This is a genomic window from Acidobacteriota bacterium (assembly GCA_040756905.1).
GTDB lineage: Bacteria > Acidobacteriota > Aminicenantia > JBFLYD01 > JBFLYD01 > JBFLYD01.
Genome location: JBFLYD010000038.1, coordinates 1 through 16,737, shown reverse-complemented (window position 1 = coordinate 16,737; position 16,737 = coordinate 1). Strand labels below are relative to the sequence as shown.

At 35.9% G+C, this 16,737-nt stretch carries 21 protein-coding genes and 1 pseudogene; 9 read left to right on the top strand and 13 right to left on the bottom strand.

Going from position 1 to position 16,737, the window contains the following annotated elements; genetic code table 11:
- The first annotated feature begins 8 nt into the window (after positions 1-8).
- The 4 genes from AB1410_06180 to AB1410_06165 all read left to right on the top strand — a co-directional run bounded on the left by AB1410_06180 (position 9) and on the right by AB1410_06165 (position 5,444).
- Positions 9-2,516 carry a TIGR03960 family B12-binding radical SAM protein gene (locus tag AB1410_06180; protein ID MEW6456282.1) on the top strand — a complete coding sequence of 836 codons (2,508 nt, stop codon included), beginning with the start codon at positions 9-11 and terminating at the stop codon, positions 2,514-2,516.
- Positions 2,517-2,676: 160 nt separating this feature from the next.
- Entirely contained in the window at positions 2,677-3,405 is a 729-nt protein-coding gene (locus tag AB1410_06175; protein ID MEW6456281.1) for an outer membrane lipoprotein-sorting protein, read from the top strand.
- Between the two features lie 82 nt (positions 3,406-3,487).
- The gene (locus AB1410_06170; protein MEW6456280.1) at positions 3,488-3,715 is read left to right on the top strand and encodes a PspC domain-containing protein; all 228 of its coding nucleotides are present in this window, start codon (positions 3,488-3,490) and stop codon (positions 3,713-3,715) included.
- A gap of 40 nt (positions 3,716-3,755) precedes the next feature.
- Positions 3,756-5,444, top strand: a complete 1,689-nt coding sequence (locus AB1410_06165) for a M2 family metallopeptidase (GenBank protein ID MEW6456279.1) — start codon at positions 3,756-3,758, stop codon at positions 5,442-5,444.
- On the opposite strand, the gene AB1410_06160 is transcribed toward AB1410_06165, so the two are convergent.
- Positions 5,441-6,370, bottom strand: a complete 930-nt coding sequence (locus AB1410_06160) for a PfkB family carbohydrate kinase (GenBank protein MEW6456278.1) — start codon at positions 6,368-6,370, stop codon at positions 5,441-5,443. The genes AB1410_06165 and AB1410_06160 overlap by 4 nt on opposite strands.
- A 150-nt stretch (positions 6,371-6,520) precedes the next feature.
- Here AB1410_06160 and AB1410_06155 point away from each other — a divergent pair, with 150 nt between their 5' ends.
- The gene (locus AB1410_06155; protein ID MEW6456277.1) at positions 6,521-9,658 is read left to right on the top strand and encodes a glycosyl hydrolase; all 3,138 of its coding nucleotides are present in this window, start codon (positions 6,521-6,523) and stop codon (positions 9,656-9,658) included.
- Positions 9,659-9,676: 18 nt separating this feature from the next.
- On the opposite strand, the gene AB1410_06150 is transcribed toward AB1410_06155, so the two are convergent.
- Positions 9,677-10,216, bottom strand: coding sequence for a transposase (locus AB1410_06150; protein ID MEW6456276.1), 540 nt, complete (start codon positions 10,214-10,216; stop codon positions 9,677-9,679).
- Here AB1410_06150 and AB1410_06145 point away from each other — a divergent pair.
- Positions 10,191-10,541: a Nif3-like dinuclear metal center hexameric protein gene (locus tag AB1410_06145; protein MEW6456275.1), complete on the top strand. Its 351-nt coding sequence runs from the start codon at positions 10,191-10,193 to the stop codon at positions 10,539-10,541. The genes AB1410_06150 and AB1410_06145 overlap by 26 nt on opposite strands.
- Before the next feature lie 303 nt (positions 10,542-10,844).
- On the opposite strand, the pseudogene AB1410_06140 reads toward AB1410_06145, so the two are convergent.
- The 10 genes and pseudogenes from AB1410_06140 to AB1410_06095 form a co-directional block, all read right to left on the bottom strand.
- Positions 10,845-11,330: pseudogene (locus AB1410_06140) on the bottom strand (hypothetical protein).
- 130 nt (positions 11,331-11,460) lie between these two features.
- Positions 11,461-11,871 (bottom strand): CoA-binding protein, encoded by a 411-nt coding sequence (locus tag AB1410_06135; GenBank protein ID MEW6456274.1) that lies wholly within the window; start codon positions 11,869-11,871, stop codon positions 11,461-11,463.
- A gap of 9 nt (positions 11,872-11,880) precedes the next feature.
- Positions 11,881-12,396 carry a class I SAM-dependent methyltransferase gene (locus AB1410_06130; GenBank protein MEW6456273.1) on the bottom strand — a complete coding sequence of 172 codons (516 nt, stop codon included), beginning with the start codon at positions 12,394-12,396 and terminating at the stop codon, positions 11,881-11,883.
- On the bottom strand, positions 12,393-12,629 hold the full coding sequence (locus tag AB1410_06125; GenBank protein MEW6456272.1) for a Uxx-star family glutaredoxin-like (seleno)protein: 237 nt from the start codon (positions 12,627-12,629) through the stop codon (positions 12,393-12,395). The genes AB1410_06130 and AB1410_06125 overlap by 4 nt, the downstream gene beginning before the upstream one ends.
- Positions 12,630-12,682: 53 nt before the next feature.
- Positions 12,683-12,955 (bottom strand): thioredoxin family protein, encoded by a 273-nt coding sequence (locus AB1410_06120; protein MEW6456271.1) that lies wholly within the window; start codon positions 12,953-12,955, stop codon positions 12,683-12,685.
- A complete protein-coding gene (locus AB1410_06115; GenBank protein ID MEW6456270.1) occupies positions 12,946-13,263 on the bottom strand; it encodes a hypothetical protein in 318 nt (105 codons plus the stop codon). Before AB1410_06115 ends, AB1410_06120 begins: the two co-directional genes overlap by 10 nt.
- 9 nt (positions 13,264-13,272) lie before the next feature.
- Positions 13,273-13,677 carry a threonyl-tRNA synthetase editing domain-containing protein gene (locus AB1410_06110; protein ID MEW6456269.1) on the bottom strand — a complete coding sequence of 135 codons (405 nt, stop codon included), beginning with the start codon at positions 13,675-13,677 and terminating at the stop codon, positions 13,273-13,275.
- The gene (locus tag AB1410_06105) at positions 13,667-13,927 is read right to left on the bottom strand and encodes a DUF302 domain-containing protein (protein MEW6456268.1); all 261 of its coding nucleotides are present in this window, start codon (positions 13,925-13,927) and stop codon (positions 13,667-13,669) included. The genes AB1410_06110 and AB1410_06105 overlap by 11 nt, the downstream gene beginning before the upstream one ends.
- A 22-nt stretch (positions 13,928-13,949) precedes the next feature.
- Positions 13,950-14,294 (bottom strand): DUF488 domain-containing protein, encoded by a 345-nt coding sequence (locus AB1410_06100; GenBank protein MEW6456267.1) that lies wholly within the window; start codon positions 14,292-14,294, stop codon positions 13,950-13,952.
- Entirely contained in the window at positions 14,291-14,560 is a 270-nt protein-coding gene (locus AB1410_06095; GenBank protein MEW6456266.1) for a hypothetical protein, read from the bottom strand. Before AB1410_06095 ends, AB1410_06100 begins: the two co-directional genes overlap by 4 nt.
- A gap of 282 nt (positions 14,561-14,842) precedes the next feature.
- Between AB1410_06095 and AB1410_06090 the strand changes: the two genes are divergently transcribed.
- The 3 genes from AB1410_06090 to AB1410_06080 all read left to right on the top strand — a co-directional run bounded on the left by AB1410_06090 (position 14,843) and on the right by AB1410_06080 (position 16,374).
- A complete protein-coding gene (locus tag AB1410_06090) occupies positions 14,843-15,316 on the top strand; it encodes a Fur family transcriptional regulator (protein ID MEW6456265.1) in 474 nt (157 codons plus the stop codon).
- 55 nt (positions 15,317-15,371) lie between these two features.
- Complete coding sequence (locus AB1410_06085) at positions 15,372-15,914, top strand: DUF5320 domain-containing protein (protein MEW6456264.1); 543 nt, start codon at positions 15,372-15,374, stop codon at positions 15,912-15,914.
- Positions 15,915-15,984: 70 nt separating this feature from the next.
- Complete coding sequence (locus AB1410_06080) at positions 15,985-16,374, top strand: NifB/NifX family molybdenum-iron cluster-binding protein (GenBank protein ID MEW6456263.1); 390 nt, start codon at positions 15,985-15,987, stop codon at positions 16,372-16,374.
- Positions 16,375-16,424: 50 nt separating this feature from the next.
- Here the strand turns inward: AB1410_06080 and AB1410_06075 are convergent.
- The coding region (locus AB1410_06075; GenBank protein MEW6456262.1) for a hypothetical protein at positions 16,425-16,737 on the bottom strand (313 nt) is incomplete at its 5' end.

Below are 16,737 nucleotides of genomic sequence, written 5' to 3'. Positions count from 1 at the left end.
TATAATAAATGTCCTTTAGAATCGAAGATATATTGAATGATGTAGAAAAGCCCCACAGATATCTTGGCAATGAATTAAACTCTATCAAGAAGAATCCTGCTAAAGCAAGGATAAAGATTGCCCTTTCATTTCCTGACCTTTACGAAATTGGCATGTCTTCTCTTGGAATAAAAATCCTTTATTTCCTTCTGAACGGGAGGGAAGACATTCTTGCTGAAAGAGTTTTTTCTCCTGGGGTTGATTTCGAAAGAGAATTGAGGAGTAGAGAAACTCCATTGTTCTCCCTTGAAAATAAGATTCCGTTGAGAGATTTTGACATAATCGGGGTTTCTCTCCTTTATGAGCTTAATTTTGCAAATATGCTCAATATTCTGAACCTCGCAAAAATTCCATTGCGGTCAAAAGATAGAGATATGGATATGCCTTTGATAATCGCAGGAGGACCTTCTTGTTTTAATCCGGAGCCTATTTCCCCTTTCATTGATCTATTTCTCATAGGTGATGGAGAGGAAGGAGTATTTGAAATAATTGATAATTTCTTTGAATTAAAAAAAACATTGAAGAATGATAAATCTCAAATTCTGAAAGAACTGGCAAAGATTGATGGCGTATACGTTCCTTCTCAATGGAAGGAGATATCCGATAAAAAAACAGGTTTTATAATTCCAATGTCAGAGAATAACAATAGAATAAGAAAAAGGGTGTTGAAAAACCTGGATGATTATCCTTTCCCTGAAAAAATTGTCGTTCCATCAGGAAAGATTGTATTTGATAGAATTTCATATGAAATTTCAAGAGGGTGTGCTCAGCGCTGCAGATTCTGTCAGGCTACTTCCATTTACAGCCCCTATCGAATTAGAAAACCTCAAAGTATTGTTGAAGGATTACTGAGATTAACGGAATCAACAGGATATGAAGAGGTTTCCCTTAGTTCTTTGAACACAGCTGACTATCCATATCTAAGCGAATTATTAAAGATATTGATGAAGATATTCTCTGAAGAAAGAATTTCAATTTCTGTCTCATCTTTAAGACCTTCAGGGCTAAAAGAAGAGGTTTCAAAAGAAATTGTCAAGGTCAGAAAAACAGGTTTTACGATAGTTCCTGAGGCAGGAACAGATAGATTGAGAAAAGTCATCAATAAAGAATTAAATGATGATGAGATAGTAAGAGCAGCGGAGAACTGTTTCAAATTCGGGTGGAGATTGTTGAAGCTTTATTTTATGGTGGGTCTTCCTACAGAAAGAGAAGAAGACCTTAAAGGGATTACTGATATTGTTAAGAATATATTGAGGATAGGAAGAAGGATAACCGGAAAAGATGTAAAAATAAATTTGAGTGTCTCCTCTTTTATTCCAAAACCTCATACTCCCTTTCAATGGCTTGGAATGGAGGAAGAAAAAGCCCTGATTCAGAAATTGCACTTTATTAAAGATAGTTTGAAAAAGTATAAGAGTGTAAATTTTAAGAACCATTCTGTGAAGATGAGTGTAATAGAAGCATTGATTTCAAGAGGTGACAGATATATTGGAAATCTTATTGAAAGAGCCTGGCAATACGGTGCGAAACTGGATGCATGGAGCGATTTTTTCAGACCTGACATATGGGAGAATGCGATACATGACTCCCATGTGGAAAAAGCTAAATATTTATCACCAGTTCCTCTTGATTCTCCTCTTCCCTGGGATCACATAGATACAGGAATAAAGAAAGAAACTCTTCAGTCTGAACTCAAGAAAGCTTTTAATGAAGAAGCGACCTTCAATTGTCTTGATAGAAGATGCAATGAATGTTTCGAATGTGATTTATGGAGAATAATGAAAAAATATTATAAAGAGAAGACATTGGAGCAGCCAGAATTAAATCTAAACTATGTAGGGGAAAAAACAGAGAAGGAGATAAGGTATCTGGCCACCTACTCAAAAAAAGATAAGGCTAAATATCTATCCCATTTAGACTTGATAAGAATTTTTGAAAGAGGATTCAGAAAATCAAGGATCTCAATTGTTTTTTCAAAAGGCCATCATCCTCATATGCTTTTCTCATTTCCACCACCCCCTCCCCTCGGCATCGAATGTAGAAATGAGGTTTTAGAATTTAAATCATCATATCTGATTACTTCTGAAGAATTTAAAGAAGCAGTTAAAGGAAATTTTCCCGAAGGAATAGAATTTAATGAACTCTATCAAATGATGGATGAGAAAGGGAAGCTTTCGAAAGAAATTTCAGGAATTATCTATTCAGTTAATTTTCGTCCAACGGCATCTGAAGTTGTTTTTAGAGAGATATACAAGCTTCGCAGTGATGAAATTTTTATTGTTCCTGATACACAATTTTCAAAATTATTCATAACTGAAAAATATTCGCCTGCTAAATCTGGAAATATTATGAAGAAATTGATTGAGATAAAAAAAATGTTAGAAGGAGAGTTTGATGAAGAAATTGAAATTGTAAGGGAAGGGATTTTGATTTCAAATTCATCTTTTAGACACTCATTTCCATTATTAGGGAAATAAATAAAATATTGTAATTTTAGAAAAGGTCATTTTGTTCTTTGGAAAAAATGATATATTATAATGACTTTAAATGATAATCAAAAACTTTTTGTATATACTATCGTATAAATAATAAAATGAGTTTTATCAAAATCTCAGAATTAATTTTGAGGAGGAGATTATGAAAAAAACTTCTATTCTTGTTTTTCTGGTTTCAGGAATTTTAGCTGTTTCATTTGCTTTTTCTCAGACAGCTGATGAAATTATCGCTAAAAATCTGGAGAAAAAAGGTGGTATTGAAAAGCTTAAGGCAATCCAGAGTATAAAAATGACAGGAAAAGTTATTTCCCAGGCAGTGGAAATGCCTATGGTTATGTGGGCAAAGAGACCGAACATGTTGCGGATTGAAAGCACATTTCAAGACAAGAAAATTGTCCAGGCCTTTGATGGAGAAAAAGCTTGGTGGATTATGCCATTCCTCGGCTCTGAAGACCCTCAGGAAATGACAGGGATGCAGGCTGATTCAATAAAAGAGCAAGCTGACTTTGATGGTCCACTGGTGAACTATAGAGAAAAGGGACATAAAGTTGAACTCTTAGGCAAGGAAGATATGGCTGGAACAGAAGTTTACAAGTTAAGAATTACATATAAGGATGGCAAAGAAAAATTCTTCTTTCTTGATACAGAATCCTGCATCGAATTGAAGCAATCAGAAACAGTAGATTATCAGGGAACTCCCTTACATGTTGAGAGATTTTTTGGGGATTACAAGGAGGTTAATGGGATATTGATTCCCCATTCGATTGAAGCACGGGTAAATAACAATCCCCAAAGTCAAATCACAATAGAATCTATTGAACTGAACCCAGAAATTGAGGATGAATTTTTTAAGATGCCCGAAAAAAAATAGATTTGGAAAATATTTTCCAATTATAAATTTTTTCTGTAAAATATAGCATCTATTAAATATTTAATGTTTAACAGGAGGGTAAATGGAAGAGAGGAAAAAACTTTATTTATCAAGAACAGATAGACAAATAGCTGGATTTTGTGGAGGCTTAGCCGATTACTTTAACATTGACTCAAGTTTAATAAGATTAATCTACATACTTATCACTTTTCTTACAGGGATCATTGGTGGATTAATTGTTTATATTATTGCATGGCTTATAGTTCCTCATCGACCTCCATCGCAAAAACAACAGACACAACAGAATTAATATCGAGATTTGTCTAAAAAACTGTGAGAGGAGTAAAGAGATGAAAAAAATAAGCTTTTTAATTGTTATAATTGCAATTATAATTCTATTTTTGATATCAGGAGAAAATATGAAACCAGATGAAAAAAGTTTTTCTGAATTTATTAAAAATCATACAGCTAAGATTGAACCCTTGTATAAAGATATAAACTTAGCTTACTGGGATGCGAGTGCCTTTGGTAAAAAAGAGGACTACGACAGATATGGAGAGCTCCAGTTAAAATTAAGACAGATTTACAGCGATCGAGAAGAATTTTCCATACTTAAAGAACTTAAAGCCTCAAATAATATCAAAGACCCTATACTTCTGCGCCAGCTGGAAATCCTTTACAACTCATATTTAGAAAATCAAATTGAACCAGCTCTTCTAAAACAAATAGTTGAGTTGTCCACCAAAGTTGAAAATCAATTCAATGTTTTCAGAGGTAAAATGGATGGAAAAGAGCTCACAATGAACCAAATTAAAGACATACTCAAAACAGAACTGAATTCAGAGATAAGAAAAAAAGCATGGGAAGCTTCAAAACAGGTTGGATCAGTAGTTGAATCAGATCTCAAATATCTTGTAAAACTCAGAGATAAAGCTGCAAAAGATTTAGGGTTCAAAAACTATTACATAATGTCTCTGACTCTGGCTGAACAGAATGAAGAGGATTTGTTGAAAATCTTTGACGAATTAAAGCACCTAACAGATGAGCCATTTAGAGAACTAAAGAATGAAATAGATGGAGTGTTATCGAAAAGATATGAAATAAAAATCGAAAGGGTAATGCCATGGCATTATCAGGACCCTTTTTTCCAGGATCCCCCCAACATATACAAAGTTGATCTTGACAAATATTATTCAAAACAAAACATTCCTGAACTTGCCAAGAGGTTCTATGGAGGCCTTGAACTCCCTGTGGAGGACATTCTTGCAAGAAGCGATCTATTCGAAAGAGAAAAAAAATATCCCCATGCTTATAGCAATGATATAGATAGAAAAGGGGACGTTCGAATAATGGTTAATTTAAAAAATGATGTAAACTGGATGGAAACTCTCCTTCATGAGCTTGGCCATAGTGTTTACAGTAAATATATCGATAGAGACCTTCCCTTCATCCTGAGAACATCTGCTCATACTTTCACTACTGAAGCAACAGCTATGTTTTTCGGACGACTGGCAAGGAACCCGAACTGGATGAAAGATATGGGAATAATTACTGATGAAGAAAAGGAAAAGATAGCTTCCACAGTGAAGAAGATTCTGAGGTTAACCCAGCTGGTATTTGCAAGATGGGCTCAGGTAATGTTCAGGTTTGAAAGAGAATTATACAACAACCCTGACCAGAATCTTAACGAATTATGGTGGGAAACGGTCGAGGCATATCAATTTGTCCAGCCACCGGAAAACAGGGAGAAATCGGCTGATTGGGCTACTAAAATTCATATATGCTCTTATCCTGTATATTATCATAATTACATGCTTGGAGAACTTTTTGCCTCACAGCTTCATTATTACATTGTAAATAATGTATTTAAAATTGATTCAGACAGAAATGTCTCTTATGTGGGAAGAATAGATGCTGGTAAATACTTAAGAGAAAAACTCTTTCTCCCTGGAGCAAAATACAGATGGGATGATTTAATCAAAAAGATTACTGGAGAACCTCTAACACCAAAATATTTTGTAAATCAGTTTATTCACTAATTTTTATTCATAAAAGAGAGAGCTTCGGGAACGGAAGGAATTCCTTTTCGACCACCAATTTCTCTGCATTTTAAAGCTGCCACTGCATTAGAAAATTTTAATAATTCTCTCAGTTCAAATCCATTCAAAAGACCATATATAAAGCCTGCATGAAAGACATCGCCTGCTCCAGTGGTGTCAACTGCATCAATTTTATATCCAGGGGTTCTGATAATTTCATCTTTATAGTGAGCAATAGAACCATCTTTCCCAAGGGTTATTGCAACCAGAACAGGGCCAAACTTTTTAAGCTCTTTTAACGATTTTTCTAAATCCTTTTTTCCTGAAAATTCTTGGGGAAAGTTTGAAGATGTGACCAAAAAGTCAACATTTTCTATTAATTTTTCTGTATTTTCTTTTACTCTTTCTACATCAGCTACAACTGGAACATTATTTTCTTTTGCAAAAGAAGAATAATAAATTGCCGCTTCTTCATTGTGACCATCTACGAGCAAAACTTTACTCTTTAAAATCAAATTTACATCAAAATCATCTGGAAAAAAATTTAATTTTTCATCTCTATACCATACTATTGTTCTCTCGCCAGTTCCTCTATCGACCATAATAAATGCAATTTGATTTCGAGCTCCTTCTATAATCAGGGAATCCTCTACATCAACATCCTCTTTTTCAAGGGATTTTTTTGAAAAATTTCCGAAATAATCAGACCCAAATTTTCCAAGGTATTTAGTCTTTAGCCCCCATTTGCTCAGAGCTACAAGAGCTGTGGCTACCTGACCTCCTCCTTGAATTGAATAATCAATCATCTTCAATTTAGTTTCATACTCAGGAAAAGAAGGAATTACACAAAGAAAATCCACCGCATTCAATCCGATACCAAGCACATCTATTTTCTTATCTTTATCTTTTTTTATATTAATCTTCATGTCATTATTTTATCAAGAAAGGTAGCTAAAAACACCCAAAAATAAAATTTTAATTGTTTTCCAATTGAAATATTGAACTGTGATCAGGAATAAGCTAATATAGTTTTCATCATATGTATTATGAATAACATGAATTATCAGGAGGATGAAATGGTTAATATTTCAAGCTTTCTTAAAAGAAAAATAATATTTTTTCTCATGTTGATATTTGCTGTGTTTTTATATCCTAAAGAGAAAATAAAAATCGATTCTTCAACTTTTGGTGACATCAAAGCTCGATGTATTGGACCTGCTGCGATGAGTGGCCGTATCACTGACATTGATTGTGTTCAAGGCGACCCGAGAATAATTTATGTAGGAACTGCAGGAGGAGGCATATGGAAATCTTTAAATGGAGGAACTACTTTTACACCTTTATTCGAGAAATACACAATGTCCATAGGATGCATTACCATTGACCAGTCTAACTCGGATACAGTATGGGCAGGAACAGGAGAAATTAACGTAAGGAACACTGTGTCTGTCGGCACTGGTCTTTATAAAACATTAGATGGAGGAAAAAATTGGGAATTTGTTGGATTTAAAGATTCTGAAAGAATCAGTGAAGTAATTGTCCATCCTAAAGATTCTAAAATTGTTTATGTGGGCGTTCTTGGGCATCTATGGAATTCAAATGAGGAAAGAGGAGTTTATAAAACAACTGACGGAGGGAAAACATGGAAAAGAATTCTGTATGTGGATGAAAATACTGGCTGCGGTGATCTGGCAATCGACCCTCAGGAGCCCGATGTAATTTATGCAGCTATGTGGCAGGTTAGGAGAAAGCCCTACTTTTTTGCCTCAGGAGGCCCAGGCAGTGGATTTTATAAATCTACTGATGGAGGAAAAACTTGGAAGAGAATAAAGAAAGGACTTCCTGATGGTGACCTTGGACGAATTGCCTTTGATGTAGCTCCCTCACGGCCAGGCACTTTATATGGAATTTTCGAAGCTAAAGAAACAGCTCTTTATCGTTCAGATGATATGGGTGAGAGCTGGGTTAAAATTAATTCGAGTTTTGGTGTTAAAGTCCGTCCTTTCTACTTGGCTGAGATAAAAGTAGATCCCAAAGATCATAATAGGGCATACAATATGAGTATGATTCTTTTCATGAGTGAAGATGGAGGTAAAACTTTTAGCAATCCCATTATCTCAGGATTGAGGGGGATATCCTTTAGCGTTCACCCTGATCATCAGGCTTTATGGATTAATCCAAATAACCCCGAGCACATCCTTTTAGGAACTGATGGAGGAGTTTATGTTTCCTATGATCGAGCGAAAAATTTTAAACTTCTGAGCAACCTTCCGGTTTCCCAGTTCTATCATGTGAGTTTCGACATGAAAATTCCATACAATGTTTATGGGGGTCTTCAGGATAATGGTTCCTGGTGTGGTCCATCTCGAAATTTTAGTCCATTCGGCATACAGAATAAAGATTGGCAGAATGTCGGTGGAGGAGATGGATTCCATGCGTTTTCAGACCCATCCAACCCTGAGATTGTCTATAACGAATGGCAGGGAGGTAGACTTCAGAGATACAATAAAAAGACTGGTGAAATGAAAGATATCCGCCCCCTTCCAAAAAAAGGTGAACCTAAATATCGCTTCAACTGGAACACTCCAGTTACTATAAGCCCAAATGACCCGAAAGTTATTTACATAGGTGCTCAATTTCTATTTAAATCCCGAGATAGGGGAGATAGCTGGGAGAGGATTTCTCCAGACCTCACCACAAATGATCCAGAAAAACAGAGACAGGCTGAGTCAGGTGGCTTAACTATTGATAACACAACTGCTGAAAATCATTGTACTATTTTTACAATCTCTGAATCGCCCTTTGATTCTAACGTCATTTGGGTGGGGACTGACGATGGCAATCTCCAGCTTACCCGTGATGGTGGAAAAACCTGGACAAATGTAGTTGGAAATATCCTTAATCTTCCCCCAAACACATGGTGTTCTCATGTTGAAGCAGGACCCCATAATCCTGGCACTGCCTATGTTGCTTTTGATGGCCATCAGACTGGTGACATGAAACCATATGTTTATAAAACTTCAGATTTTGGAAAAACCTGGGTTTCAATGGTTACTGATGAAATTGAGGGTTATTGTCATGTTATTAGGGAAGACCTTGTTAACCCAGAGCTTTTATTTTTAGGAACTGAACTCGGTCTTTTTATTTCAGTTGACGGCGGTAAGCAGTGGGCTCATTTCAAGGAACAATTTCCTAAAGTTGCGATTCGTGACATTGCTATCCATCCCCGTGACCATGATGTTATTCTTGCCACCCATGGGTTGGGTATATGGATAATTGATGATATAACACCGTTGAGAAACCTTACCAGGGAGATTCTCAATAGCGATGTAGCGATTCTTCAATCGCGGCCTTCTATAGTTTCAATTCCTGCCTATCTTCAGGAATTTCCAGGAGATGATGGATTTTTCGGTTCAAATCCGCCTGGAGGAGCTGTAATTACTTATTACCTCAAAAAAAGACATATTTTTGGAGATTTGAAGCTTGAAATCTATGATGCTGAAGGAAAACTGATAAAGTCCCTGCCAACAGGGAAACGTCGTGGAATTAATCGAGTTTATTGGAATATGCGGCTTAAAGCGCCGAAGGTTGCAGCAGCACCAGCCCTGGCTCCTCGCATTCTCACAGGTCCAATGGTTCCTGAGGGTACATACAAAGTAAAGTTAACTAAAGAAGAGAAGATTTACACAAATGAGATTAAACTCATTCCTGACCCATTAACAGAACACAGCCCTGAGGATCGGAAGCTTCAATATGAAACAGTCATGAAATTATATAGAATGCAGGAGAGGCTTGCCTATATAGCTGATACTATTGCTGATATTAAAGAGCAGTCTGATAAAAGAGTAAAGGAATTAGAAAAAATGAAAGGCAAAGATAAAGGATTGATTTCTCAACTCAAAGAGTTTTCAAAAAAATTAGAGAGCCTTCATCGAAATCTTGTTCAGAGTGGGGGTATTTTCGGTGAACCAAAGCTCAGGGAAAGAGTAATTGATCTTTATGGTTCTGTAAGCGGATACGGAGGTAGACCTACTGAATCCCAACTCACATATCTTTCCGTACTTGAAGAGGAAATCAAAAAAGCAGAAATCAAATTTAAATCGATTACTGAAAAAGAGCTTCTTTCTCTTAATTCTCAACTTTCGAAAAAGAAACTCAGCTCTATTCATGGGATGAGTGAAGAGGATTATACAAAGAAAAGCGAAGAGAAATGATTGTCATTTTAATTTAAATTACCTGACTTTTCCCCCAAATTTATACACTACCAGATAATCCATCTTCTCTTGCTCTGCACTCTTTTTCCCATGTTGGTAGCTCACCTTGCCTTCTTTCTCTTCAAAGCTTAATCTTTCTAAAGATAACAAAGGTCTTATCATGTACTTGCCAACTCTCTCTTCTTCTTCTTCTTCTTCTTCTTCTTCTTCTTCTTCTTCTTCTTCTTCTTCTTCTTCTTTCTTTGTTCTTGCTCGAACTTTTGAGTGAACATTGAAACCACTGTGTCGCCAGAGAAGAATCTCTCGCACCAGCTCCAGGTTGATAAAGCCTTCTTTAAGGAGCAGTAAGAAGACCTCTCGGGAAAAGAACTGAGCTAATATGGCATCATCAAAGTGTGAAACTTTATGAAACCTGCCATCTTTATCTCGCCCTCCCTCAGTAGTGAGAAAATGAAGATGAAAACTATTTGCTCCATATTTTGGTGTTTTGTGTGGAGTATTTGGAAAAACCGAACTTAAAACAGTATCTAAATTGAAAGAAAAATTTGAATCTGCCATAGGACACAAAACAAGTTTATACAAATATGGAGACGATGATATAAAAAGTGGAATTGTTGCACTCATCGCAGGGGGAGGGAATGATATTGAAATGCTTAAAGAAATTGTCAAAGAAAAAGTAAATGTTTTGATAACTGGCGTTACAATAAAAAACGACTATTCAAAAAAGGCCCATGAATTTGCAAAACAAAATAACATCAATCTTCTTGGTGGAACTCATTATTCAACAGAAAAGTTTGCTTGTATAGCAATGTGTGAATATTTTAAGAAACTTGGGTTGCCTTCTGAATTTATAAAAGATAAACCTATGATGGAAGATTTGTAAAAATTTGCCCCTCCGCGACTTTCTCCTCACTTCGTTTGTCGAACCACGTTGCACTTTCGCACCTTCGGTGCTCAGGGCATTTAACACGGGTTTTACGGTTCGGCTCTTGCAGAGCCTCACCCAAATTTGCCTTCAGGAAACTTCGTAAAATGCCATATGTTAAACTCAATCGTCGTGTAGATTTATTAGAAGGGGGTTTCCGCCTTAGTCCTAACGGACATATAGCCTTTTTCTACGAAAAAGAATTTTATGGGGGATTTCCTAAGTCCTTCGGACAATTTGTCTCACTTCGTGAGAATATTAATCTCTTTTCTTGGTTCCAAGAATAATATACAAACTTGCGTATTTTTTATCAGATGTATCAAAAATTCTCTCACCATCAATACCTAAGAAGTAATGTATTGAAACATCAAAATATCTTCTAACATAATCTGATATTTCTGATGGATTTTGAGGTTTAATTCTTCTGAAATATGAGCCTTCTTTTGCGTAATGGTTTTGGAAATACAGGGATTCTGGATTGAGAACCATAGCAACTAATTTTCCATTTGGTTTTAAAATTCTGATTGCTTCGTCAATTGCAGGCCTATAATCTTCCATAAATTCAAGACTTGTAACAAAAAATGTAGCATCATAAGAACTATTTGGAAAGGGAAGTTGTGAAGCGCTGGTTCTGTAAAAACCAACATGGGGGCTCTTTTCCTTGCTACATTAAGCATTTCTTCATCATTATCTACACCTGCAATATCAAAGTCAGGCATTCTCTCTTCAAATGCACCAATGCCACAACCAACATCAAGAATTTTCTGGCAACCCTTTAGTTCTCTATAGATATACTCGGCTTCTTTTTCTAGAATATTCTGCCCAAAATCACTTTCACAGAATCTCACGAATTTTTCTACGATTGTTTGCATAACAATTATTTTATCAGATGTTTATGTTCAATCATGATGCATTTGTCCATGACAATTTCTATTCCTTTCTTTTCTGCTAATTTAGCAGCCTCTTCGTTTTTGATACCTAATTGCATCCATATAACTTTAGGCTTTATCTTGATGGCTTCTTTTACAACACCCAAGCACTCTTCACTTGGCCTGAAAATATCCACGATGTCAATAGGTTCTTTAATCTCGGATAGAGTTTTGTAAACTCTTTCACCTAGAATTTCATCTGCAGATGGATTTATGGGAATAATTTTATAACCATGTTCTTTCAGATATTTTGGGACTTTATGAGCATCTTTCTCTGGGTCTCTGGAACATCCGACTATTGCTATCGTTTTAGACTTTTGCAGAATTTCTTTGATTTTTATACCTTCATTTATAACCATCTTCTCATCTCATTTCTCTCCAATAACCATAACAAAGTCTTTTCCAATCCTGTCCTCACCGAGATATCTAAATCCTTGTTCTTTAAGCAAATTATGAATATCTTTTAGTGTAAACCTAAAGCAATTTCTTTTCTTTTTCCTCTCAGTAAACCAATAATCACCTATCACAATCTTCCCACCATTTTTTAGTATTTTTCTTATTTGTTTCAGTGCAATGGCTGGCTTTTTTATGTGATGAAGAGTGTATATTAATGTAACAACATCAAACTCTTCGTTTACAAAAAATTTTGTGATTTTGTGTGCATTTCCTTTTACACATTCTATCAAACTGCACGTATTGAATTGCTTACATTTTTCATGCGACTTAGTAAATCCTTCATCTGAAATATCAAAGCCAGTAACCTTTCTATTAAGTTTTTTGGCCAAACAATTAACGAGATATCCATCGCCACAACCTACATCAAGTACCCTGTCTACATTTCCTATCTTCTCATGAAGTGAATTACAGATAACATAATCTTTCATTTCAATGCCCTCAAAATTGCCTCCCTATCAAAACCAATAATAATTGTCCCGTTTATGTCAATAACAGGAACTCCCATTTGTCCTGATTTTTCTATCATTTCACTAGCAGCCTTTTGATCAAATTCAACATTTATCTCATCGAATTTTATACCCCTCTCTCTTAGAAAATCTTTGGCTAACTGGCAATATGGACAAGAGTTTGTAGTGTAAATTTTGACTTTTGGTTTATTCATTTTTTCAAACATTTTGGCAATCTTCTTTTTTCTTATAGTCTCCAATTCATCGTTCATTTTACCACACTATTCAGTTCTTTGATTACCTCATCTTTAGTTATCGAACCGCTTTTTCTCCAGATTTCATTGTCATTTTTCAGAAGAATTAAAGTAGGTACAGAAAGAATTTCATATTGGTTTGTCAATTTTTCATTTTCCTCGATATAAATTTTAATAAATTTCACTTTATCTTTATATTTTGGAATTATTTCAGATTCTAATAATCTATCCAAAACAATACAAGTCGAACACCACTTTCCTGTGAAATCTAACACTTTTATTTCCATTTTAAAGCCTCCTCAACTATCCTTGTACCAAAATATTGATTATTTTCAAATTTGCTAGCAACATAAATTACAATTGGTCTATCTATTGTTTCAAGAGTTTTCCTAAACAAATTCTTGATTTTCTCACCTTCTTTCACAGTGTTCCATAACCTAGCGACATCCTTCTCTTTCTTATTTTTAACTATGACCGCGATATTAGGAAGTACAAATTTCAAAATCTCAGTTATTTTCTCTTTTAAGTATTTCTCATCATATTTGCTTTGTACATAACCGCTTACAAATTCGTTAATTAGGTTTTGTATTGTCATTTGAAACCCCTATATGTCTTTGAACACTTTTGCCAAAGATGGACCAAGCACATGAATTGAAAACTCATAAAACTGACCAAATGGCACAATGTGGACTGTGAAATTCTTCTTTAATTCTTCTCCTATTTTTTGAATTATACTATTTGCAGTTTCTGGGTCAGATTTGCTGTTTGACAAGTGAGCAAAAGAATGAAGAACTATTTTATCTATTTCATTCTTCTTAGCTAACCACCGCAAATTTCCAACAGCCTTATCTATGACCTCATCTTTGTCCATATCGTTTTCTTCAACATGAATAAATGCAATAATAGCATTACTTATATCACCACTCTTGGCATCTGCTAGACCTATGTGTGGTTTATACCAAAATTGTTTGGCATGAAGCATTAACAATTTCATTTTATCACTTGGCATTATCAACAATTTCTTTAATATCTTTCTCTACTTCTTCAGCTTCTTTTTTTGTCACTTCTGGGAAGAATTGTGAAATCATAGTCGGTTTCATTCCAGCAATCTTGACTTTCCCATCTTCTTCCAACACATTGATCTTACAGGGCATACAAAGAGAGATTAGTCTATTTTTATTCAAGAATTGATTAGCGTATTTTCCAGAGCAGATTTCAATTATTTTCAATGGTTTCTGTTCAAAACCTTTTACTGCCAATATCTCTTTTTGGGCAGAAACATTAGCTTTTCAAATAATCTCTCAAGACAACAGCATTATTATACGAAGTGTCTTTTGCAGAATACAACAACGTCACGGTTTTATTCTCTTTTTCAATCTTTCTAATTTTATTTATCAGTTCTTCTTTACTTTCTAGCTCCTGTTCGTATCTCTTTTGAAACTCTGTCCACTTATTAATATCATGTGAAAACCATCTCCTTAATTCATTGCTGGGAGCTATATCTTTCAGCCACAAATCAACCTTAGCTTTATCCTTGGACAGGCCTCTAGGCCATAGCCTGTCCACCAGGATCCTGAACCCATCACCTTTATCAGGCCTGTCATAGATCCTCTTTGTTCTTATCACCTTATCAGGCTCCTTAACGCCGTCCAAACTCTTAATACAAGGTTATTCTCGTAATCATCTTCTATGTGCTTTAGGTACTCCTTGACGCCATCCTTCCCAAATTCTTTCTCAACCACAGGCAGAAATATTGGAACATTACTTACCCTATGTCTTGCAACTCTTTCCTTATAGCTAATATTTTTTCCATCCATCCACTCGTGAATTTCTTTATATTCCTTACCTGTTCTTTTTAAGCTTAGTTCAATATGTTTCTCAATTGATGGCATTTTAATCATTCCTTGCTGAATCAAATTTCTTGAATTTATCTAATATTATTTTTTTCTGTTTATCGTCAAGGTGCATGATTATTTTCTATTTATATCAATATTCAATTTCTCTAAAATACCTGTAATAAGTCAGATTATTAACAGAAAAGATGGGTAGGAAGATATCTGGATCTGTAAAGTGGCGCTTGGGAAGGTTTTGAGTTGAAAAAAATATCTTGACACATCAAAACGCAAGATGTATATTTGTTAATGGAAATCATTGCCATTTAGGAGATATTAGATATGCCGAAAAGAGATTATATTGAGCCACCGTGGTGGCACGGAAAATTTAGAGGATGTGGCTATAGGCTTACTTTAGGCCGAGAAGCAATTCTTGGAGTTTTAGCAAAATCAGAAAAACACTTGAGCGCGGAAGATATTTATATGAAGATTCACCCTCGTCATCCCAATATCGGCTTAACCACTATTTATAGGACATTAGATGTTTTATCCAGCCTGGGCATGGTTTACAAGCTTGATTTTGGAGATGGAAGAGCGCGCTATGAATTTGCTGAAGGGCCTAAGGGGGCGCATCATCACCACCATTTGGTTTGCACTGGCTGTAACAGGGTTATAGATTATACAGATTTTATAGATGATGAAATTGAACTTCTTAATCAGACAGAGAGGGGTTTATCAAAGAAATACAGCTTTAAAATCACAAATCACTTAATCCAGTTTTACGGCTTATGTGAAAGATGTATCGGGAAGAAATAACCGCTATATTTTTTTCGCAATTAGTGGAAATGGTTTTCAATAACGATAAGGAGGGATGACTTTGCCAGGTTTTGATGGGACAGGACCTTGTGGATTAGGGCCGATGACGGGTCATGGTATGGGGTATTGCGTAATTAAATTGGATTCTAAAGACATTAAAAATAAAGTAAGCAAAGGGAAGGAGGTGTTTGGTATGCCAAGAGGAGGCGGAACTGGTCCGATGGGCTTAGGCCCGATGACCGGAAGAGCAGCAGGTTACTGCGCAGGTTATTCTGTGCCCGGCTATATGAATCCGATCCCCGGCAGAGGTTATTTTGGCAGAGGAAGAGGATTTGTCGGCCGTGGTGGTGGCAGAGGCTTCAGACATTGGTATTATGCCACTGGTCTTCCTGGTTGGGCGAGAGCAGCTATGTGGTATCCTGCTTTTGGTGGTTGGCTAAACCCAGCTTTGTATCCTTACGGAGCTGAGATTACTCCCAAGCAGGAAGCAGATATCTTAAGAAATCAGGCTGAGATTTTAAAGAAAGAGCTTGAAGATATCCAGAGTCGAGTAGAGGCCTTAGAAAAACTCCAAACTCATGAAGAGAAAAATGAGTAACCTGAAATGATGGGGAGTAGGTTTGTTTATCTATTCCCCATCTTTGCTCATTGTTTAAAAAGGAGTAATTATGCGTATAGCTATATCTACAGACGGAGATTTTGTATCAGCACATTTTGGCAGGTGTCCAACTTTCACTTTGGTTGATATTGAAAACGGCAAGGTAACCAAGAGGACAGAGGTCGCAAACCCGGGGCATCAGCCAGGTGCTATCCCCCAGTTTTTACATCAAAAAGGCGCCAATTGCATTGTTTGTGGTGGCATGGGACAGCGAGCAATGGCATTTTTTGAGGAATACGACATCCAAACAATTGTTGGAGTAAGCGGAAAAATTGATGAAGTAATTGGAAAGCTTCTAAAAGGCACCTTGGAAGGCGGAGAAAGCTTATGTAAACCCGGTGCCGGCAAGGGTTATATTTTAGATAAGACTGAATGTGACCATCCACACAAAGAGGGATAGGAATTTCCTTTTTTGGGTTGCATCGATTTTCTGCATTTTTTGTCTGAATTTCACTTTTTAACACCCTCAGAATTTATATCATGGTAAAAAATGAATTTCAAAAGAGAATAAATAAAAAAAGAAAGAAAAATTATAAAAATAATAAATATTTCTTCCAGGCGTTTGGCATCGAAAGAGGGAGAAAAACTCCTTGTTTTGCAGGAGAAGGTAAGGAGATACTCTGTACCAAAATCCTTATGTATATTCCGATCCAAAGTGGCCATCGATTCCGATTCAAACCGGCCACTGATTCTGATTGAAAGTGGCCACCCATTCCGATTTATTCCGGCCACTTTTTCGATGAAATCAGAATTTGAAAAAGTT